Source organism: Pontimonas salivibrio (genome assembly GCF_002950575.1).
GTDB lineage: Bacteria > Actinomycetota > Actinomycetes > Actinomycetales > Microbacteriaceae > Pontimonas > Pontimonas salivibrio.
Genome location: NZ_CP026923.1, coordinates 1388474 through 1409280, shown reverse-complemented (window position 1 = coordinate 1409280; position 20807 = coordinate 1388474). Strand labels below are relative to the sequence as shown.

Sequence of the window (20807 nt, the reverse complement as noted above, 5' to 3'; positions counted from 1 at the left end):
GGCGTATGGATCCCTCTTCGTTGGCCGTACACATCGCGCACATTGCGGAGAAATACGTTGTGGAGGCCACAGGGTCCGCCGAGCACCCGCTGGGTCCTGAAGATGTTGCTCTCGAGCGTCCCAAAAAAGCCGAATTTGGCGACTGGGCCACCTCGGTGGCAATGAAACTGGCGAAGCCACTGGGTCAGTCGCCGCGTGAGATCGCCGAAGTGTTGGCCACGCGCCTGGCACACATTGATGGGGTGTCGTCGGTGGACATTGCCGGGCCAGGTTTTTTGAACATCACCCTCGATAAGGCAGCCCTCGGTGAGACCGCCCGCCACATCGTGCACAAAGGGGAGCAATACGGCCGCTCTGACGCACTCGTGGGGGAGACCATCAACTTAGAGTTCGTCTCGGCAAACCCGACCGGCCCTCTCCACATTGGCCACACCCGCTGGGCGGCCTTGGGTGATTCGTTGGCCCGAGTGTTACGCGCTGCCGGTGCGGAAGTGACCAGCGAGTTTTATATCAACGACGCCGGTTCACAAATGGACCTTTTTGGTGAATCGGTCCTCGCGCGTGCGCTCGGGCGCGACCTCCCCAAGGATGGGTACCCGGGGGATTATGTCGAGCAACTGGGTGCCACAGCGTTAGCCGAATACCCCACGCTTGCCGAAATGACTGCGGATGAAGCGCTGATGTGTTGTCGAGAGTGTGCCTACCGGGAACAGTTGGCCGCCATTCGGCGCTCGCTTGAGTTGTTCAACGTGCATTTTGATGTGTGGTTTTCGGAGCGCCAACTCCACGTCGTATCCACTCCGGAGGGCACCAGCTTGGTCGACCAGTCGGTTGACCGGTTGCGCGAAGGCGGTCACGTCTTTGACCACGAAGGTGCGGTGTGGGTGCGCACCACCGACTTTGGTGATGACAAAGATCGAGTGATCCGCCGCGCCAACGGTGTCTACACCTACTTTGCGGCCGATGCCGCGTATTACCTGTCGAAAAAAGACCGCGGGTTTGAGAAGAAGATTTACCTTCTGGGTGCTGACCACCACGGTTATGTCCACCGCTTAAAAGCGCTGGCGGGTGCCGCAGGTGATGACCCCGAACACCACATCGAAATTCTGATCGGCCAGCTGGTGAGTGTTAATGGCGAGAAACTCTCCAAACGCCGCGGCAACATTGTTGAACTGGACGAACTGCGTGAATGGTTGGGTACCGATGCGCTTCGCTATTCGCTTGCGCGCAGCCCAGCCGATTCACCACTGACTCTTGAACCCGACGTGTTGTTGGCAAAAACGAACGACAACCCGGTGTTTTATGTCCAATACGCTCACGCGCGCACCCACCAGGTGGGAAGAAATGCTGATGCGGCGGGCATTGACGGTTCAGGTTTTCATGCCGGTGACTTGGTCGAACCCAGTGAGGCTGAACTACTCACCGCACTGGCGGACTACCCGCGGGTAGTCGCTCAGGCGGCCGAGCTTCGTGAACCCCACCGGGTGGCCAGGTATTTAGAGGACCTTGCCGGGTCCTACCACCGCTGGTACGACGCCTGCCGGGTGACCCCTAAAGGTGACGAACCGATCGAATCAGTCCACCACTCTCGCCGTGTGCTGAACGACGCCACCGGCCAAGTGCTGGCTAATGGTGTGCAACTCCTCGGGGTTTCCGCACCCGAGCGCATGTAAGGCCCATCAGCGATATCCTTATTCTCAGGCTTCAGGGGCCACTCCGGGTCCGCTCGTCTTGACCACGGTGACTGTAGTCACCGCAGTGATCATCGCATCCCCTTTTTTGTTTAAGTGAAAGTGTCCATGTCAAACCCCCTCGCCCCCGACTGGCTGGTTCCACCCGCGGATCAAAACGCGCTGGATCAGAAAGTGTGGCCTGCCCACGCCCGTCGTGATGATGACGGAGTGTTACGCGTCGGCGGAGTGAGTGCTTCACGATTGGTGGAACAGTACGGCTCACCGCTGTATGTGGTGGACCTTGACGAAGTGGTGGAGCGCGCCCGGCATCTGGAGCACGTGTTAACTTCCGCCCTTGCTGTATCTGGGCGAACCCTTCGCATCCACTACGCCACGAAAGCCCTGTTGGCCGCAGACGTCATTCGCGCACTGGACGGGTTGGGCTGGGGCTTTGATGTTTCCAGTTTCGGCGAATGGGAGTGGACCAGGCGCGCCGGGGCCAACCCCGCACACGTCGAATACCAAGGCAACAACAAAACCGTGCACGAATTGCGCGCCGCCATCTCCCACGGTGTCGGCCAAATGGTGATCGACAGTGCCATCGAGGTGGAGCGCCTGGCTCAAGTCACCGCCGAGCTGGGTGTGACCCAAGACGTCATGATTCGGGTGAACACCGGTGTGCACGCAGGGACTCACGAATATTTGGCCACCGCACGCGAAGATCAAAAGTTCGGGGTCGCTAGGGCAGATATTCCCGCGCTCGCGGCAGAGATAGCCCGACACCCCAGCCTGCGGTTGATTGGGTTGCACTCCCACATTGGGTCCCAAATCGTGGCACCGGATGGTTTTGTCGAAGCGACGAAGCGCGTGTTGGAGCTGTATAAAACCCTCCAAGCCCATCACCCGTTGACCACACTCAACATCGGTGGCGGTTTCGCCATCCCCTACACCTCGGTGGACCCCGACTCGAACCTGGAAGACATTGCCCAGGCGGTCGGGCAAGAAATTGACGGATTTGTCACCAGGGAAGGCATCACCCTGGACACCATTGCCTGCGAACCGGGGCGCTACGTGGTGGGACCCGCCGGTATCACCCTCTATTCGGTGGGCACCACAAAACCGGTCGAGGTGGACTACCCGGTGGGCGAGGGATCAGACGCAGAGTCTGGGAGTGCCACCCGGTTGTATGTGAGCGTCGACGGCGGAATGAGTGACAATTTGCGCCCCGCCCTTTACGGAGCGAACTACACCGCACGGATTGCGAACAGAGCGTCCTCGGCGCCACCAGCGCTGGTGCGTGTGGTGGGAAGCCACTGTGAAAGCGGCGACATTGTCATTCACGACGACTATTTGCCCGCCGATGTCACCCCAGGTGACCTGGTTGCAGTAGCTGCGACCGGCGCGTATTGCCATTCACTCTCATCCAATTACAACGCGCTCGGTCGACCGGCACTAGTCGTCGTGGAAGGCGGCGAAGCCCGGGTGGCCATCCAGTCGGAAACACCCGACGATGTGATGGCCCGTGACCTCGGGTTAGCCTTGGGCTCTCGCACAGGAGCACAGAACACAGCAGACGAGAACACCACCGTTGAGGAAAGGACAGATCAGGCGTGAGGCAAAACTATCGAGACCTCAAAGTGGCTGTGTTGGGCTCCGGGACAGTCGGTTCCGAAGTGGTACACCGTCTCCTTCACGAACGCGAAGAACTGGGTGCCCGTATTGGGGCCGAGCTTGATGTGGTGGGTGTGGCTGTTCGTGACCTCACTAAACCGCGAAACCAGGACATTCCCTCAGAACTTCTCACCACCGATGCCGATTCCTTAATCGCCGGTGCGGACATTGTGGTGGAGCTGATGGGCGGAATCGAACCCGCTAAGTCACTGATTTTGCATGCCCTGGAATCTGGGGCTGACGTGATTAGCGCCAATAAGGCGCTTCTTGCCGCCCACGGACCAGAACTCTTTGACGCCGCCACCGCGGTCGGAGCGCAGCTCTACTATGAGGCCGCCGTTGCCGGCGCCATTCCGATTATCCGCCCGCTACGCGATTCTCTCGCCGGCGACAAAGTGCAACGCATTTTGGGCATCGTCAATGGCACCACAAACTTCATCCTTGACCTGATGGACCGCGAAGGGCAGTCCATGGAGGCGGCGCTGGCCACCGCAACCGAATTGGGTTACGCCGAAGCGGATCCGACCGCCGATGTCGGTGGCTACGACGCCCAACAAAAGGCCGCACTCTTGGCCCAACTGGCGTTTCACACCGCGATCGACCTGGAACAGGTTGGTCGCGAGGGTATTACTGAGATTTCCCTTGAGCAGGTTGAGGCCGCCCGGGAAGCCGGTTACGTCATTAAGCTGCTCGCCATTTGTGAGCGGGTGAACGAAGGAGGCGTCGAAGGTGTTTCCGTTCGGGTGCATCCCACCCTGGTCTCACGCGACCACCCACTCGCCGCAGTGCACGGCGCAAACAACGCCGTGTTTGTGGAAGCGGAGGGTGCCGGTTCGCTGATGTTTTACGGCGCCGGAGCGGGCGGACCCGAAACGGCATCGGCCGTATTGGGCGACATTGTCTCCGCCGCCAGGCGGCACGTGGCCGGCGGGCCCGGTGTGGCCGAATCGACCCACGCTGACCTGGTGATGGTCGACCCCGGCGTTGTTCCCACCCGCTACCAAATAGCCCTTCAGGTGCGAGACGAACCGGGTGTGCTGGCACAAATCGCTTCAGTGTTTTCCGAACAGGGTGTGTCGGTAGAAACTTTGAACCAGAGTGCGCCAGCCCACCCGCACTCGGGCGAAGAGCTCGCTACGCTGGTGATTCACACCCACACCGCGCCGGAGGCGAGCTTGGCACACACGGTCGCTCAGCTTGCCGACTCACCGGTGGTGGCGTCGGTGTCCGGAGTTGTTCGAGTAGAGGGGTCATAGTGGCCACACAGTGGCGCGGAGTCATCCGCGAATATTGGGATCGCCTTGATGTGAGTAAAAACACTCCGGTGATCACCCTCGGTGAGGGCGGAACGCCACTCATTCCTGCCCCTTTCCTTTCGGAGAAAACCGGCCTGGACGTGTACGTCAAGTTTGAGGGGATGAACCCCACGGGGAGTTTTAAAGACCGCGGTATGACGATGGCGATTTCCAAAGCGATGGAAGCCGGTGCGAAAGCCGTGATTTGTGCATCGACGGGTAACACGTCGGCGTCGACTGCGGCCTATGCCGCGTGGGCAGGAATCACTTCCGCGGTGTTAGTACCCGACGGCAAAATTGCGATGGGCAAACTGAGCCAAGCTGTCGCCCACAACGCCAACATCATTCAAATCGAAGGAAACTTCGATGACTGTTTGGAAATTGCCCGCGAATTGGCGGACAACTATCCCATTCACCTGGTCAATTCGGTCAATAATGACCGCATTGAGGGGCAAAAAACCGCGTCCTTTGAAGTGGTCGATTCGTTGGGTCGCGCACCCGACTACCACTTCATGCCGGTAGGAAATGCCGGAAACTACACCGCCTACCACCGCGGGTATAAAGAGGAACTGGCGCGCGGTCGAACCGACCGGATGCCGAGAATTTTTGGTTTCCAGGCAGCAGGTTCCGCCCCGATCGTGAGCGGCCAGAGGGTACTGAAACCAGAAACCCTCGCCAGTGCCATTCGCATTGGAAACCCCGCCTCATGGGATTTGGCCCTCGCCGCCCAAAGCGACACCAACGGGTATTTTGGGGCGATCAGCGACGAAGGAATCCTCGCCGCCCACCGCATGCTCTCCCAGACCACCGGAGTGTTCGTGGAGCCGTCTTCGGCGATCAGTGTGGCCGGGTTAATGGAGCGCAGCGAAGCCGGAGTGTTGGAGCGTGGCGCGACTGCGGTGCTCACCGTCACCGGCCACGGTTTGAAAGATCCTTCCTGGGCACTCAAAACAGAAGACGGGTCAGACATTGAACCCGTCCGCGTGCCCGTCGATGTGGAGCGAGTGGCTGAACTGCTCGGCATGGAAAAGTCCAGCTCGTGAGCGTGCGTATGCCCGCCGGTACCGGGGTCAGTGTGGTGGTTCCCGCCACCACAGCCAACCTCGGACCCGGTTTTGACACCCTGGGTATGGCCTTAACCATTTACGACGAGGTCACCGTGGTGACCCGGGAAACCCCCGGCGTCAGCGTCGAAGTACGAGGTGTCGGTGCAGGAGAAGTCGCCACCGATGAGACCAACCTGGTGGCCGCCTCCCTCATTTACGCCCTGGAAACCTGGGGTGTGGAAGTTCCAGGGCTAGATCTAGTAGCCACAAACCACATCCCGCACGGTCGCGGTGTGGGCAGCTCGGGTGCCGCCATTGTGGCCGGAGTCGTAGCGGCCAAAGGACTCGTCGAAGGAATTATTGACGTGAGCGATGACGAACTGCTTCGCATCGCGACTGAACGTGAAGGTCACCCGGACAATATTGCGCCCTCACTGTTTGGAGGACTGACCATCGCGTGGATGACACCCGATGGGCCGCGATCCAAAAAACTGTCCGTCCACCGCGGGGTGTCGCTGTTGGTGGCCATTCCGGGCGAGAGCCAAATGTCGACCAAGCTCGCGAGAAGTCTGCAACCAGAAACGGTGCCGCACGAAGACGCCATTTTCAACCTGTCCCGCGCTGCCCTCTTGATTGCCGCGCTTCTGGATAGTCCCGAGCTCTTGATGGAAGCGACAGAGGACCGCCTCCACCAGAACTACCGAGCCAGTGCGATGCCGGAAACCAGTGCACTGATCGGCGCTCTTCGCGAGAAAGGTTTCGCCGCTGTCGTGAGCGGTGCAGGGCCCTCGATTTTGGTGCTGTGTAGTGACCCCACACAGCGGGTTGATGCCGAAGCGCTGATTGCCGAGCAGGGCTCGGGGGAGTGGCAGTGTCACGCGCTGACGGTCGACCAGCGGGGTGCTACAGTGGAAGCGCTTCCGGGCTTCGCCCACTAAACCCAGTAGGCACTCCGGATTTCTCACCGGCTCCTCCAGGCGCCAAAGCCACCATGTGTGGCGTGTGGCGCCAGGAGACCTCGTCAGTCGACACCCCGATTGGTGCCGAGGACCACAGGCCGATGCGGAGAAAATTTCCCGACATAAGGAGACACCATGGACAACGACACCAGTACGCCTGATTCCACCGAATCGGTTGCACCGAAGCGCACAAGTCGCCGGGCAAAGACCGATCAGGTGGTCACCCCTGAGGCTGCCCCCTCATCCGAATCCGCTGCAACACCCACCCAATCTGCATCTGATTCCCCCTCTGGCGATGATGCCAAGACCAGCCGTGGGGCCAAGACCACCCGTTCAAGAAAAGCCGCTTCGGACGATTCATCGTCATCCAACGCTGCATCTGCTGGCGCCGATGGCCAGGCAGACGACGCCAGTGCAGGCTCCGGTGACGGGGCCGATGATTCAGCCAGCGAAAAGAAGTCCTCTGGCCGCTCGGGTTCACGACCAGCCCGCGGTAAGCGACCCTCGAACAAAAACCAGGAATCAGAAGAATCTGGCGACACGGCAGATTCTGACTCTGATGATTCCCGGGGCGAGTCCTCTGATGACTCCAACGATTCTGATTCCTCACAGCGCGGCCGCGGCCGCGGTCGGGGGCGTGATCGTCGGCGTGGTCGTGGAAATGGCGGCGATGATGTCGATCCTGAAATTTCTGACGACGACGTCCTGATTCCCATTGGCGGAATCCTCGACGTCCTTGATAACTACGCCTTTGTGCGGACCACCGGTTACCTTCCCGGGCCCACAGACATTTACGTCTCACTCGGTCAGGTGAAGAAATACAACCTCCGAAAAGGTGACGCCGTCATCGGTTCCATCCGTCAACCCCGCGAAGGGGAAATGCAGGGGCGCCAAAAATACAACGCCCTGGTCTCGGTCGACACCATCAACGCCCAAAGCCTGGATGACGCTCACAAGCGTCCCGATTTCGCGTCCCTCACCGCCATCCAGCCCACCAAACGCCTCAGTGTTGCCGGTGGCTCGGACATTAAATCCATGGGGCTGGTGGACCTTTTTGCACCACTGGCCATGGGTCAGCGCGGCATTATTGTCGCCCCGCCCAAATCAGGAAAATCCACCATGGTGCAGCGCTTGGCGGAAGCCATCGCAGCGAACCACCCCGATGTTCACCTGATGGTGGTCTTGGTCGATGAAAACCCTGAGACTGTCACTGAACTGCAGCGCAGTGTGAAGGGCGAAGTGATCGCGTCGACCTTCGACCGCCCGGCTGATGACCACACCACCATTGCGGAGCTCGCCATTGAGCGGGCAAAGCGCCTGGTTGAGCTGGGCCACGACGTGGTCGTCATTTTCGATTCGGTCACACGTTTGGCCAGGGCCTACCAACTCACCGGAACTCAGTCGCGCGGCAGCCAACAGGCTGACGCTGCGTGGTTGTACCCCACCAAGCGCCTTGTGGGTGCCGGTCGCCAGGTGGAAGGTGGCGGTTCACTCACCGTGCTGGGAACGCTCCTCGCCGACACCGGTCAAGCGATTGACGACCAGGTGGCTCACGAAATTTCCCAGCTGGCCACCGTCGAATTGGTGCTCTCCTCTGAGGCCTCAAGGGCCCGGTTGTTCCCCGCGATTGACGTGGTGCGCTCCGGCACGAGTCGTGACGAAGCCCTGATGGGCCACAGCGACGCGACGGTGATGGATGAATTCCGTCGACACGCTCTCCACGCCGACCAGGTTGAGGTTCTCAGTCACTTGATGGCGATTGCCGAAAAGACTCCCGCAGCTGAAGACATTGTCGAGAAGCTGCGGACCTCTCCGGTGGAGTTTCGCCAGGGGGCCTAAGCATGTGGGAGTCGATTGATCAACTCATTGCCGAACACGGCGAGCTTCAAGGCAAGCTCGCCGATCCGGCGGTTCACCAGAACCCCGGAATGGCACGCAAGCTCAATCGGCGCTACCTCGAGCTTGATCGGATCGTCAACGCCCACAAAAAGGTGATGGGCCTCCACGAAGACCTCGAAGCGACCAAAGAACTCGCGAAGGAAGATTCCAGCTTCGCCGACGAAATTCCGGCACTCACTGAACAAGTCGACGAAGCTGAAGACGCCCTGCGAGCACTGTTGATTCCGAAAGATCCCGACGATGGTCGGGATGTGATTATGGAAATCAAAGGTGGCGAGGGCGGTGAAGAAAGTGCCCTGTTCGCAGCCGACCTGCTCCGAATGTATTTGCACTATGCCGAATCGCGTGGCTGGAAAACCGAAGTGCTCGATAAGACCGAGTCCGACATGGGTGGTTACAAGAACGTCCAAGTCGCCATCAAATCCAGTTCGGCAGACCCGGCAGAGGGTGTGTGGGCGCGCCTCAAATATGAGGGCGGTGTTCACCGCGTGCAGCGGGTGCCCAGCACCGAATCACAGGGTCGTATTCACACCTCAACGACCGGTGTGCTCGTGTTTCCCGAAGTGGATGAACCCGAAGAAATCGAAATCGGCCCCAATGATCTCAAGGTGGACGTCTTTCGTGCCAGTGGCCCCGGCGGTCAGTCGGTGAACACCACCGACTCGGCGGTGCGGTTGACTCACCTTCCCACTGGGATTGTAGTGTCGATGCAGAACGAGAAATCGCAGTTGCAAAACAAGGAAGCGGCCCTTCGAGTGTTGCGCGCCAGGATTCTCGCCAAACAGCAAGAAGAACAAGATGCGGAAGCATCGAATCTGCGCAAATCCCAGATTCGCGGCATGGACCGTTCAGAGCGCATCCGCACCTACAACTTTCCCGAAAACCGCATCGCCGATCACCGCACCGGGTTTAAGGCGTACAACCTTGACCACGTCATGTCGGGGGCGCTCGACCCGGTCATTGATTCGTGTGTTGTCCACGACGAGGAAGCACAGCTCAAGGCCATAGGCGAGGCGTAACTTCGTGGCCGAATCTTTTCCAGACACTCTGGATCAGGCCATTTCCCGCCTCCGCGTGGCCGGTGTGGCCTCACCGGAGGCAGATGCCTGGTCACTCATTGCGGCAGTGACTGGCTTAGGTCGCGGTCAGGTACAAGCCAAAGCTCTGATCCACCCCGACCTGTTGGATGAGAAACAGTTGGTCCAACTGGAGCAGTGGTTAAGCAGGCGAGAAGCTCGTGAGCCGCTGTGGCGCATCACCGGTCTGGCACCCTTTTTAGAGCTTGAACTAGAGGTGGGCTCTGGGGTGTTTACTCCCCGGCCCGAAACAGAACTGCTCGCCCATCAGGCCATTGCGGAGGCGGAAGCCATGGTCCCCGTGGGGCAGGGTGTGTCGGTGGTGGATTTGTGCGCGGGGTCTGGAGCTATCGGGTTGGCCATAGTCCACCGTGTGGCGCACACCCACCTGGTCGCCGTGGAATCGTCACCGGAAGCCGCAGAATATTTACGCCGTAATGCTGAGTGTTTCGCGCCAGATCGCAGTGAGGTGCTCGTGGCCGACATCGGGGACGTGGTGCACACCGTAGCTGATCACACCGCGGACCTTGTGGTGTCAAACCCTCCCTATTTGGTTGAAGGTGTTGACCCGTTAGATGTCGAAACAGCACAGTTCGACCCGCCCGCAGCGCTGTTTAGTACCGGCCAAGGCCTCGATGTGATTTACCGGGTCGTCGACATTGCCGCAAAGCTGTTGAGGCCAGGCGGGGTGGTGTTCATCGAACACGGCATCGACCAAGGCCCGGCCACCCGGCAGGCACTTCAGGCTGCCGGGTTTCGCAACCCTCAAACCGAAGCGGATTTGCTAGGTCGGGAGCGCTTTAGCCGAGCTGTGGCGTCCGGGTAATAAAAGCCTGCAGTGCTCCACGCAACTCTTCTGCACTCTGGTTGGGGCTAAACCAGTGGCCAGTAATACCCAACGTTTCGGCACCACGAACGTTTTCTGGCAGGTCGTCGACAAAAAGAGTCTGGGAAGCCTTGTGCCCTAAGTGATCGATTGCTCGCTGGAACACCATTGGATCGGGTTTTCTTGCCCCGAAATGCGCGGTGGCAAAAAGGTTGTCGCCAAAAATGTCCAGAAGTTCGGGGGCAATCTCACCGAGGTGTTCACCAATGAGTGCACCGTTATTGGTCAATACGGCTACGTCCCCGTGGTGGGAGGCTTCCCTGGCAACGTCAATAATCGACGGTCGCGCCGTCATTCCTGCCCGTCTGTGGGTGAGCCAGTCGGGTACGGAAATATCGGACTCTAGGGCCGAATTGACCCGCTGCAAGTATTCGGCTCCTGTAGGGGGATCACCGGCTTCGGCCGCCCATTCACCGTCATCGTGCCACCAGCGGCGGCGTAGTTCATGAAAATCATGCCCGGTGAGAGCCGTGAGCCGGTCCATTCGAATTCGCCACTGGTAGTCGTAGAGGACATTGTCCATGTCGAAGAGGAATAGCATCAGCCCCAGCCTAGAGCGCTCGAAGTACACTAATTCGCAATGGCTACCCTCTTCGATCTCGCCCACGAGGATGATGCGCTCCCCGCGCTTCATCAGGCTCACGCCGCGCTCACCCGCGGCGAAGTGGTTGTTGTTCCCACCGACACGGTGTACGGGATCGCTGTCTCGCCTAAGGTTCCCGGTGCGATCGACACCGTGGTGGGTTTGAAAGGCCGCTGTAAAGATATGGCTCCACCGATCCTGGTCGCCACTGTCGACCAGGTGGTGCCTTTGGTGGCAGAGGGTGCGTTGAGTGACACTGTGCACGCGCTGTTGCAGCGCTACTGGCCAGGTGCGCTGACCGTGGTGTTGCCCGTCAACGAGTCACTTCCTTTTGATATTGGTCACACCCCGGGCACGATCGCCCTTCGAAGCCCCGATGATCAGTCGTTGCTGGAGCTTCTGCGGATCCACGGCCCCCTCGCGGTGACGAGCGCCAACCGTACGGGGGAGCCACCGTGTCAGAGCGTGTTCGAAGCAATTAATACTTTTGGTGACGAGGTGGCCGTCTATTTGGGAGCCACTCACGATTCACACACTGACCATTTGCCCTCGAGCATTGTCGACGCCAGCGATTTGGTGACCGGCGGAATGGGGCTGCGCCTCATTCGAGAGGGGGCCATTTCGGCCGCCGAGTTGCGTGACGCCGGCTATGAGGTGTCTGCCGCGTGACCTACTACGCACTTGTGCTCATTGTGGCGACCGTGGTGAGCTTTGGCCTTTCGGTGGCGCTGTGGCAAATCGGGACCCGATTTGATGTACGACGGGAAGTGCGCTCCCGTGATGTTCACAAAGAGCCGGTACCTCGATTGGGGGGTTTGGCTCTTTTCGGCAGCCTCCTGGTGGCGACTTTGGTCGCCAGCCAAGTCAGTTGGTTTGAGGGAATTTTTTCTGACTCTCACGCGGTCTGGGCGCTGGTGGGCGCGGCAGCTGTTGTTGTGGCCATCGGGTTTATCGATGACCTTTTCGAATTGGATTGGGTGACCAAACTGGCCGGTCAGGTTCTCGCTGCAGGGATTGTGGCGTGGCAGGGTGTGCAAATTGTGTCGATTCCCATTGGGGGTTTGACTCTGTTTTCTCCCACACTGTCGCTCATTCTCACCGTGTTAGCCATCGTCTTGGTGATGAATGCCGTGAACTTTATCGATGGTCTCGACGGGTTGGTCGCCGGTGTGACCCTCATTGCCAGTGGGGTGTTCTTTATGTACAGCTTTTTGCTGGCCACCGGCGAAGCCGACACCCCCTACTTCAACTACGCCTCACTGTTCACCGCGATTTTGTTGGGTGCCGTGTTGGGTTTCTTCCCCCTTAACTGGCATCCCGCGAAACTCTTCTTAGGAGATTCGGGGTCACTGCTGGTGGGCTTGATTATGGCCACTACGGCCATTTCGGTGACGGGACAGATCGACCCCGCCATGGTCAGTGCCTCCCAACTGCTTCCGGCTTTCATCCCCGTACTGCTACCGCTTGCCGTCTTGGTGGTGCCCCTGTTGGATTTCCTGCTGGCGGTGTTACGCAGACTGCGAGCGGGAATGAGCCCCTTTGAAGCCGACCGCCAGCACCTGCACCACCGTTTACTAGATATGGGTCACACCCACTTGCAAGCGGTATTGATTTTGTACGCCTGGACGTCAGTGTTGGCCATTGGCACCCTGATGTTCTTGTTTGTCGAGTGGTATGTCGCACTGGGCATCATTGCGCTGGGGCTTGTCGGTTCCACCGTGGTCACTCTCTCGCCAGAGCACCGAGACGTTGATGACCCTCTGGCAATCCCAGCCCAACCTGAAAGGACTGAGGCGTGAACGCACAGACTGTGATTAGAAAAGCCCTGTTCTGGGGGGTGGTGTGGACGTCTTTGGTGACCATTGTCGCCAGCATTGCCGGCGCCCTGGTCGCGGAACTCTCCGGAATGCTGGGCGCACTGCTCGGTGGCGGCATTGGTTTCGCCTTCCTTGCCATTACGCCACTGTCCATCGTGTGGGGGCTGAAAGCAGGTCGGGGAAATGTCCTAGAGCCGGGTTTCTTCGCTGTGGTCTTGGGCATGTGGCTGGGGAAGTTTGTGGCGTTTCTGGCGCTGGTGTTCTGGTTGGGCGATTTGGATTGGGCCCACCGAGAAACACTGTTTCTCACGATCGTGGCCTCGCTCCTGGTGGGGCTCGCCACCGATGTGGTGGTGGTGATTCGCTCGCGCATGCCCTACGTCGACGTGCCCCTTCCCGACTCCTCAGACCCGCAGTAGGCATTTCATGACCACACCTGACCCAACGGCCAGTGCACCAGCGTCTGGGCGTCAGGTGTTTTCTCTGGGTGACCCGGATTCGCTGCGGGCGGGTCTTCGCGCGGCGCGGATAGCTCTGGGGAAAAAACAGTTAGTCGTGATTCCCACCGACACGCATTACGCCATTGCCGCCGATGCGTTTTCACCGGCGGGGGTTGCTGCACTGGCACGTTTTAAAGGCTGGAGTGAACAACCTGCCCCCCAAGTGTTGTTACCCAATGCTGAAGCCCTTCACGCCTTAGGCGCTGAAGTTCCTGAGGCGATTACTCGCCTCACCGAGCAGTTCTGGCCAGGCCCCCTCACAGTGGTTGTGCAGGCAGGAAGTAGTGTGCGCTGGAATCTGGGTGACGCGGTGGACAGGGTCGGCCTCAGCTTGATCGCCCACGAAGTCACGCGGGAGCTTTTGCTGGATACGGGGCCGTTGATGATCAGTGCCGCGCACCCGGTGGGCGATGTTCCAAAAAACATTGAGGCACTGGCGGACAGCGACTATGCGGATCTTGCCGTGGTGTTGACGGACCCGCAATTGTCCTGGGATTTTTCTACCCCTGGCTCCACCGTTGTCGAAGTGGTCAACATTGCCGACACAGTCCGAGGTGCCGAGGCGGCCAGCGGTGCCGAGGTGGCCCGGGACGCAGCAGAGCAGGACCTTGCTGCGCGGGAGGGTGACCGCACCGTTATGCTTCGAGTGCTGCGTGAAGGAGTGATCTCGGGCGATCAGTTGCGCGATGTCGCCGGCGACGACGTGGTGTGGTGCTAACGATTTCGACAGAAAGTGTCTTCATCTGAAGATTTCCTGGCACTTTCTCAGCCTGGAGGGCCTTTTTGGTTGTTTGGCGCCTGTTCTTGCTTGATAGGGTAGAGCGACACGTAGCCGCCGCACCCCTTTGGTGCCACGACTCGGGAGACAACGCTGTTCGCGACACTCAGTAGCCGCTTGGTACCGCTGGCATCCGGCGATGACGGTGAATTCTCACCCCCCACCATTGCCGAGTTCTTCCCACCGGCCGTGTTATTCGAAGGCACCATTTTCGAAATGAACCGGATCGTTCTGATCCGACTGCTCGCGGTGCTCGTCATTTTCCTCATTTTCTATTTCGGCACCCGCAAGATGACGGTCATTCCTGGTCGCTTCCAGGGTGTCGTTGAAATGGCATTGGATTTGGTGCGAAGCGGTATCGCCATCAACGTCTTGGGCGAAAAAGACGGCAAGCGGTTCTTGCCGCTTATTTCCAGCATCTTCTTCATCGTCTTGTTCATGAACCTCACCGGGGTGATACCTGGGCTCAATATTGCGGGCACCAGTGTGATTGGTATGCCACTGGTGTTGGCCATCACCGCCTACCTGGCGTTCATTTATGCCGGTGTGAAAAAACACCCGGGCGCGTTTTTCAAGAACTCGCTCTTTCCTCCCGGTGTGCCGCTCCCGCTGTATGTGATCGTCACTCCGATCGAATTTGTCTCCACGTTCGTGTTGCGACCGGTCACCCTCACCCTTCGTCTTCTGATGAACATGGTGGTCGGACACTTCCTCCTGGTCTTGTTCTTCTCGTCCACCCACTTCTTCTTCCTCTACTCGGGCGATCTGCAAGCGCTCTTTGGGGTGGGGACAGTGCTGTTGTCGATCGTGTTCACGTTCTTCGAAATTTTCATCGCTATCTTGCAGGCCTATGTCTTTGCCCTCTTGACCGCCGTGTACCTCCAGCTTGCGCTTGCGGAAGAACACTAAACCCCGCTTCGGCTTGCCGAAGCACCAAATAGGAAGGAACGAGCTGTGGAACTCGCAGAACTCACCGGAAATATCGCCACAGTCGGTTACGGTCTCGCCGCGATTGGCCCCGCCATTGGTGTGGGTATCGTCGTCGGAAAGACCATCGAATCGGTGGCACGCCAACCCGAACTTCAGGGCCGCCTTACGGTGCTGATGTACATCGGTATTGCCTTCACCGAGGCGCTGGCGTTCATCGGTATCGCCACGTACTTCATCTTCACTGGCTAGGAGGCCTCAATGCTGCCGCACACAATGATCCTCGCGGCAGAGGGTGAGGCCCAGAACCCGCTCCTGCCTGCGATTTACGACATCATCTGGTCGATCATTCCGTTCGCCCTGGTGCTGTTGCTCTTCTGGCGAGTGATCCTGCCCAGGCTTCAGACAGTGCTCGACGAGCGCTCGAAAGCCATTGAAGGCGGAATCGAAGACGCCCAGTCGGCGCAGAAAGAAGCGCAGGAAGCTCTCGAGAAATACACGAAGCTCCTCGCGGACGCCCGCGATGAGGCGGCAGATATTCGAGACGAAGCCCGCAGTGAAGGCCAGAAGATTTTGGCCGAAATGAAACAGCAGGCACAGGCTGAAGCCGACCGCATCGCCCAGAACGCTCAGACACAGATTGAAGCCGAGCGTCAAGCCGCACTCGTCTCACTTCGCAAAGAGGTGGGCTCGTTGGCGTTGGATCTTGCCGGTGCGGTTGTTCGTGACCAGTTGGGAACCGACAAAAAAGCCAAGGCCGTAGTCGACTCGATGCTGGCCGACCTGGACAGTGCTGAAAAGGGCTCCACAAAGACCGCGAAGAAGGCCAGCAAGTAATCATGGGTGCACAGACGAGGGAATCGCTAGAAGCGGTGGCGCAGCATGCGTCGAGCACCAAGGGCCACTCCGTGGCTCACGTGGCCGGACTGTTTCAAGCAGGCCGTGCACTGGCGGCACACCCCTCGCTACTGGCAGCCCTGGCCGACCACGGTCACGACGCCAGCCAACGCAGCACCCTGCTGGATGGCGCACTGGGCTCATTGGATAAGGCTTCGAGGGAACTACTCGACCACGTAGTGGGTCTTGGTTGGTCGGCACCTGCCGATCTGCTCAAAGGCATCGAAGAGTATGGAATTCGCTTAAGCGCCGGACTGACCGACACTGATGTGTTGGTATCCCACCTGCTTCAGCTCTCCCGCACCATCAGAGGCCACGCCGAACTGCAGTTGGCGCTCTCGGATAAGCGCGCGAGTGCAGAATCAAAGCGCAGCATCGTGACGGCTTTGGGTGCGAAATCGATGGACAAAGTGGCGCTTGAAGTGGCTGCCCACGTCGCGTCACAACCCCGCGGTCGTCGCTCCAGTGACGCACTCATTGATGCGGCACGTCTGGTCTGCGCAGAAGACGGTAGAGGCCTCGCCGAAGTGTCTGTCGCGACAGAACTTTCCGCTGCGCAGTTGAAGACCGTGCAACAGACTGTGGTGAAGCGGTTTGGAACCGAGTGTTACCTCGATGTGGTGATTGCTCCGGAAATTATCGGTGGCGCACGCATCCAAGTAGGAGACGTCGTGATCGACGGCAGTGTCGACACGCAATTGAACGCAATGAGACTCCAGCTGGCTGGCTGACAACAGACGTAATTGGGCAACAACAAGGAATGGACAAATGGCAGAACTGACAATCAACCCGGATGAAATCCGCGATGCACTCCAAAAGTTCGCATCCAGTTATGAACCGGGCAGTGCCGAGGCGACCGAGGTCGGGACCGTTGTGGATGCCGCAGACGGTATTGCCCACGTTGAAGGCCTCCCCGGCTGTATGGCAAACGAGTTGGTGCGTTTCGCCGATGGAACACTCGGTATCGCCCAAAACCTCGACGAAAACGAAATCGGTGTGGTCGTCCTCGGTGAATTCGACGGCGTCGTCGCCGGCAGTGAAGTCACCCGCACCGGTGAAGTCCTCTCCGTCCCTGTCGGCGAGGGTTACCTCGGCCGCGTGGTCGACCCGCTGGGTAACCCCATTGACGGCTTAGGCGACATCGCGACCGATTCCCGCCGCGCCCTCGAACTTCAGGCCCCCGGCGTGATGGCGCGTAAGTCAGTGCACGAGCCCATGCAGACCGGTATTAAAGCCATCGACGCGATGATCCCCATCGGTCGCGGACAGCGTCAGCTGATCATTGGTGACCGCCAGACGGGTAAGACCGCCATCGCCGTGGACACCATCATCAACCAGAAAGACAACTGGGCCTCGGGTGACCCCGACAAGCAGGTGCGCTGTATTTATGTGGCTGTGGGGCAAAAAGGCTCGACGATTGCTGCGGTACGCGGAGCTCTCGAAGAGGCCGGCGCGATGGAATACACCACGATTGTGGCCTCGCCCGCATCTGACCCCGCAGGGTTCAAATACCTTGCCCCCTACACCGGCTCGGCCATCGGACAGCACTGGATGTATGACTCCAAGCACGTGCTAATCATCTTCGATGACCTGTCCAAGCAGGCTGAGGCCTACCGTGCGGTTTCGCTGCTGCTTCGTCGCCCACCGGGCCGTGAGGCATTCCCCGGAGACGTCTTCTACTTACACTCGCGCCTGCTGGAGCGTTGTGCGAAGCTCTCCGACGAACTCGGTGCCGGATCAATGACGGGTCTGCCCATCATTGAAACCAAAGCCAACGACGTCTCCGCGTTTATCCCCACCAACGTGATTTCCATCACGGACGGTCAGATCTTCTTGCAGTCTGACCTGTTCAACGCCAACCAGCGCCCCGCGGTGGATGTCGGTATTTCCGTCTCCCGTGTGGGTGGTGACGCTCAGGTCAAATCGATTAAGAGTGTGTCGGGAACCTTGAAACTGGAGCTCGCCCAGTACCGCTCCTTGGAAGCATTCGCCATGTTTGCCTCCGACTTGGACGCGGCAAGCCGTCGCCAGTTGGCACGCGGTGCCCGTTTGACTGAGCTGTTGAAGCAGCCCCAGTATTCGCCCTACCCGGTCGAAGACCAGGTGGTCTCCATTTGGGCGGGAACCAACGGAAAACTCGACGAAATCCCCGTGGAAGAGGTGTTGAAGTTTGAATCGGAACTTCTTGACCACTTGCGTCGCAACACCAAACTGTTGGACACCATCCGCGAGAGTGGAAAACTCGAAGATGACACCAAAGCCGAGCTGGAAAAAGAGGTTGACAAGTTTGTGACCTCGTTCCGCGGCGCCGGCAATGAAGGTCTGGGTCACCCCGGATCGGAAGAGTTTGACGCTCTAGAAGACGAAGACATCGAGCAGGAGAAAATCGTCCGGCGCAAGCGCTAGGACAATTGGCGACCAAGAAGGAAGAGAACACACACGAGTATGGGTGCACAACTTCGGGAGTACCGCGGCAAGATTCGCTCTGCCAAGGCAACCAAGAAGATTACCCGGGCGATGGAGCTTATCTCCGCCTCCCGGATTCAAAAGGCACAGCAGCGGATGTCTGAAGCTGCCCCCTACTCGCGCGCCGTCACTCGGGCCGTCTCCTCAGTAGCCACCTACTCCAGCATCGATCACCCACTGTTGACGGAAGCAGAAAACCCCCGCCGTGCGGCGGTGGTCATCTTCTCCGCTGACCGTGGTCTGGCGGGAGCCTTTTCCGCCCAGGTATTGCGTGAAGCGGGCGACCTCGCTGAGCGTCTCCGCGGCGAAGGCAAAGAGGTGCTCTACTACGTGCTGGGTCGAAAAGCGGTCCAGTATTTCCAGTTCCGTGAGCGCCCCACCGAGAAACAGTGGATGGGTGGTTCGGATAAGCCCGAGTTTGAAACGGCCAAAGAAGTCGCCGAAACGGTGATCGCCAAATTCACCGAAGACACCGATGCCGGTGGTGTGGATGAAATCCACATCGTGTACAACCGCTTCGTCAGTTTGGTGACCCAGCAACCAGAAGTGGTCCGCGTGCTGCCCTTGGAAGTGGTGGAAGGTGTTGACGAGCCCGGTGACACCGAAGTGTTCCCCCTCTACGAGTTCGAACCAGAACCCGACCAGGTACTAGACGCCCTGCTTCCCCGCTACATCGAAACGCGTATTTTCCAGGCCATGCTGCAATCGGCGGCCTCCGAACACGCGGCCCGTCAAAAGGCCATGAAGTCGGCAAGTGATAACGCCGACAAACTCATCTCGGACTACACCCGGTTGTTCAACAACGCCCGGCAGGCCGAAATTACCCAACAGATTTCCGAAATCGTCGGCGGCGCAAACGCGCTCCAAGGCTCCAAGTAAACAGAAAGAGACAGCGAAATGGCACAAGCTAAGACGGCAGTCGTTACCGGTCGTATTGCGCGCGTCACCGGCCCGGTGGTGGACGTCGAGTTCCCCAGTGACCACCTGCCTGGTATCTACAACGCGCTGCGTACCGAATTGAACCTCGGTGGTGAGAAAACCACACTGACTCTTGAGGTCGCCCAGCACCTCGGTGACAACCTCGTGCGCGCTATCGCGCTAAAGCCCACCGACGGCCTGGTCCGCGGCCAGGCCGTGGAAGACACCGGTGCACCCATCAGCGTTCCCGTCGGTGACGTCACCAAGGGAAAAGTGTTCAACGTGTTGGGTGAAGTGCTCAACTACGACGAGCAGATCCCCGAATCAAACGAGCGTTGGAGCATCCACCGCACCCCACCCGCATTCGACCAGTTGGAGTCAAAGACTCAGCTGTTCGAAACGGGTATCAAGGTCATCGACCTGCTCACCCCGTATGTGCAGGGTGGAAAAATTGGTCTCTTCGGTGGTGCCGGTGTGGGTAAAACGGTGCTCATCCAAGAAATGATTCAGCGTGTAGCCCAAGACCACGGTGGTGTCTCCGTGTTCGCCGGTGTGGGGGAGCGTACCCGTGAGGGTAACGACCTGATCGGTGAAATGGAAGAAGCCGGCGTCTTTGACAAGACCGCACTGGTATTCGGTCAGATGGACGAGCCACCAGGAACGCGTCTTCGCGTGGCGCTCAGTGCGCTCACCATGGCGGAATACTTCCGTGACGTGCAAAACCAGGACGTGTTGTTGTTCATTGACAACATCTTCCGGTTTACCCAGGCTGGTTCCGAAGTCTCGACTCTGCTGGGTCGTATGCCCTCCGCTGTGGGTTACCAGCCAAACCTCGCCGACGAGATGGGTATCCTCCAGGAGCGCATCACCTCGACGCGTGGTCACTCGATTACGTCGCTGCAGGCCATTTACGTCCCTGCGGATGACTACACCGACCCCGCGCCTGCGACGACCTTCGCCCACTTGGATGCCACCACTGAGCTTTCCCGTGAGATTGCGTCGCGCGGTCTCTACCCCGCGGTGGACCCACTGACATCAACCAGTCGAATCCTCGACCCGATGTACATCGGTGATGACCACTACCGCGTGGCCACCACGGTGAAGCAGATTCTGCAGAAGAACAAGGAACTCCAGGAAATCATCGCCATCCTCGGTGTCGACGAACTCTCTGAAGAAGACAAGGTAACGGTCTCTCGTGCCCGTCGCATCCAGCAGTTCCTCTCGCAAAACACCTACATGGCGAAGAAGTTCACCGGCGTGGAAGGCTCCACAGTCCCGCTGAAGGACACCATTGAATCGTTTGATGCGATTGCTCGCGGTGACTTCGACCACGTGGCCGAGCAGGCGTTCTTCAACGTCGGCCCGATCACCGATGTGGAAGAGAAGTGGGCGACCATGCAAAAGGAGATGGAGTAG

At 59.1% G+C, this 20807-nt stretch carries 20 protein-coding genes; 19 read left to right on the top strand and 1 reads right to left on the bottom strand.

Features of this window, described 5'->3' with window-relative positions:
* Positions 1-5: 5 nt before the first annotated feature.
* From C3B54_RS07080 to prmC, 8 genes are all read left to right on the top strand, one after another.
* Complete coding sequence (locus C3B54_RS07080; protein WP_104913872.1) at positions 6-1673, top strand: arginine--tRNA ligase; 1668 nt, start codon at positions 6-8, stop codon at positions 1671-1673.
* 126 nt (positions 1674-1799) lie between these two features.
* Complete coding sequence (lysA, locus tag C3B54_RS07075) at positions 1800-3287, top strand: diaminopimelate decarboxylase (protein WP_104913871.1); 1488 nt, start codon at positions 1800-1802, stop codon at positions 3285-3287.
* The gene (locus tag C3B54_RS07070; RefSeq protein ID WP_104913870.1) at positions 3284-4600 is read left to right on the top strand and encodes a homoserine dehydrogenase; all 1317 of its coding nucleotides are present in this window, start codon (positions 3284-3286) and stop codon (positions 4598-4600) included. The genes lysA and C3B54_RS07070 overlap by 4 nt, the downstream gene beginning before the upstream one ends.
* Complete coding sequence (gene thrC / locus C3B54_RS07065) at positions 4600-5682, top strand: threonine synthase (RefSeq protein WP_104913869.1); 1083 nt, start codon at positions 4600-4602, stop codon at positions 5680-5682. Before C3B54_RS07070 ends, thrC begins: the two co-directional genes overlap by 1 nt.
* 8 nt (positions 5683-5690) lie before the next feature.
* Positions 5691-6623, top strand: coding sequence for a homoserine kinase (gene thrB, locus C3B54_RS07060; RefSeq protein WP_104914331.1), 933 nt, complete (start codon positions 5691-5693; stop codon positions 6621-6623).
* Positions 6624-6779: 156 nt separating this feature from the next.
* The gene (gene rho / locus C3B54_RS07055; protein WP_104913868.1) at positions 6780-8483 is read left to right on the top strand and encodes a transcription termination factor Rho; all 1704 of its coding nucleotides are present in this window, start codon (positions 6780-6782) and stop codon (positions 8481-8483) included.
* Positions 8484-8485: 2 nt separating this feature from the next.
* Positions 8486-9562 carry a peptide chain release factor 1 gene (prfA, locus tag C3B54_RS07050; RefSeq protein ID WP_104913867.1) on the top strand — a complete coding sequence of 359 codons (1077 nt, stop codon included), beginning with the start codon at positions 8486-8488 and terminating at the stop codon, positions 9560-9562.
* Between the two features lie 4 nt (positions 9563-9566).
* Complete coding sequence (gene prmC, locus C3B54_RS07045; protein WP_104913866.1) at positions 9567-10445, top strand: peptide chain release factor N(5)-glutamine methyltransferase; 879 nt, start codon at positions 9567-9569, stop codon at positions 10443-10445.
* Here prmC and C3B54_RS07040 read toward each other — a convergent pair.
* Positions 10420-11046, bottom strand: a complete 627-nt coding sequence (locus C3B54_RS07040; protein WP_104913865.1) for an HAD-IA family hydrolase — start codon at positions 11044-11046, stop codon at positions 10420-10422. The two genes, prmC and C3B54_RS07040, sit on opposite strands and share 26 nt — an antisense overlap.
* A 39-nt stretch (positions 11047-11085) precedes the next feature.
* Here C3B54_RS07040 and C3B54_RS07035 point away from each other — a divergent pair, with 39 nt between their 5' ends.
* The 11 genes from C3B54_RS07035 to atpD all read left to right on the top strand — a co-directional run bounded on the left by C3B54_RS07035 (position 11086) and on the right by atpD (position 20807).
* The gene (locus C3B54_RS07035) at positions 11086-11757 is read left to right on the top strand and encodes an L-threonylcarbamoyladenylate synthase (protein ID WP_104913864.1); all 672 of its coding nucleotides are present in this window, start codon (positions 11086-11088) and stop codon (positions 11755-11757) included.
* Positions 11754-12887, top strand: a complete 1134-nt coding sequence (locus C3B54_RS07030; protein WP_104913863.1) for an MraY family glycosyltransferase — start codon at positions 11754-11756, stop codon at positions 12885-12887. The genes C3B54_RS07035 and C3B54_RS07030 overlap by 4 nt, the downstream gene beginning before the upstream one ends.
* On the top strand, positions 12884-13324 hold the full coding sequence (locus tag C3B54_RS07025) for a Cg1360 family ATP-synthase-associated protein (RefSeq protein WP_104913862.1): 441 nt from the start codon (positions 12884-12886) through the stop codon (positions 13322-13324). Before C3B54_RS07030 ends, C3B54_RS07025 begins: the two co-directional genes overlap by 4 nt.
* Before the next feature lie 7 nt (positions 13325-13331).
* Entirely contained in the window at positions 13332-14123 is a 792-nt protein-coding gene (locus C3B54_RS07020; protein ID WP_104913861.1) for an L-threonylcarbamoyladenylate synthase, read from the top strand.
* 177 nt (positions 14124-14300) lie between these two features.
* Positions 14301-15092, top strand: coding sequence for a F0F1 ATP synthase subunit A (gene atpB / locus C3B54_RS07015; RefSeq protein ID WP_245867869.1), 792 nt, complete (start codon positions 14301-14303; stop codon positions 15090-15092).
* Positions 15093-15137: 45 nt separating this feature from the next.
* Entirely contained in the window at positions 15138-15362 is a 225-nt protein-coding gene (atpE, locus tag C3B54_RS07010; protein WP_104913860.1) for an ATP synthase F0 subunit C, read from the top strand.
* A gap of 9 nt (positions 15363-15371) precedes the next feature.
* The gene (locus C3B54_RS07005) at positions 15372-15947 is read left to right on the top strand and encodes a F0F1 ATP synthase subunit B (RefSeq protein WP_104913859.1); all 576 of its coding nucleotides are present in this window, start codon (positions 15372-15374) and stop codon (positions 15945-15947) included.
* Between the two features lie 2 nt (positions 15948-15949).
* Positions 15950-16738, top strand: a complete 789-nt coding sequence (locus C3B54_RS07000; protein ID WP_104913858.1) for a F0F1 ATP synthase subunit delta — start codon at positions 15950-15952, stop codon at positions 16736-16738.
* Positions 16739-16775: 37 nt separating this feature from the next.
* A complete protein-coding gene (gene atpA, locus C3B54_RS06995) occupies positions 16776-18413 on the top strand; it encodes a F0F1 ATP synthase subunit alpha (protein WP_104913857.1) in 1638 nt (545 codons plus the stop codon).
* A 39-nt stretch (positions 18414-18452) separates the two neighbouring features.
* Positions 18453-19352, top strand: a complete 900-nt coding sequence (locus tag C3B54_RS06990; protein ID WP_104913856.1) for a F0F1 ATP synthase subunit gamma — start codon at positions 18453-18455, stop codon at positions 19350-19352.
* Between the two features lie 18 nt (positions 19353-19370).
* Complete coding sequence (gene atpD / locus C3B54_RS06985; RefSeq protein ID WP_104913855.1) at positions 19371-20807, top strand: F0F1 ATP synthase subunit beta; 1437 nt, start codon at positions 19371-19373, stop codon at positions 20805-20807.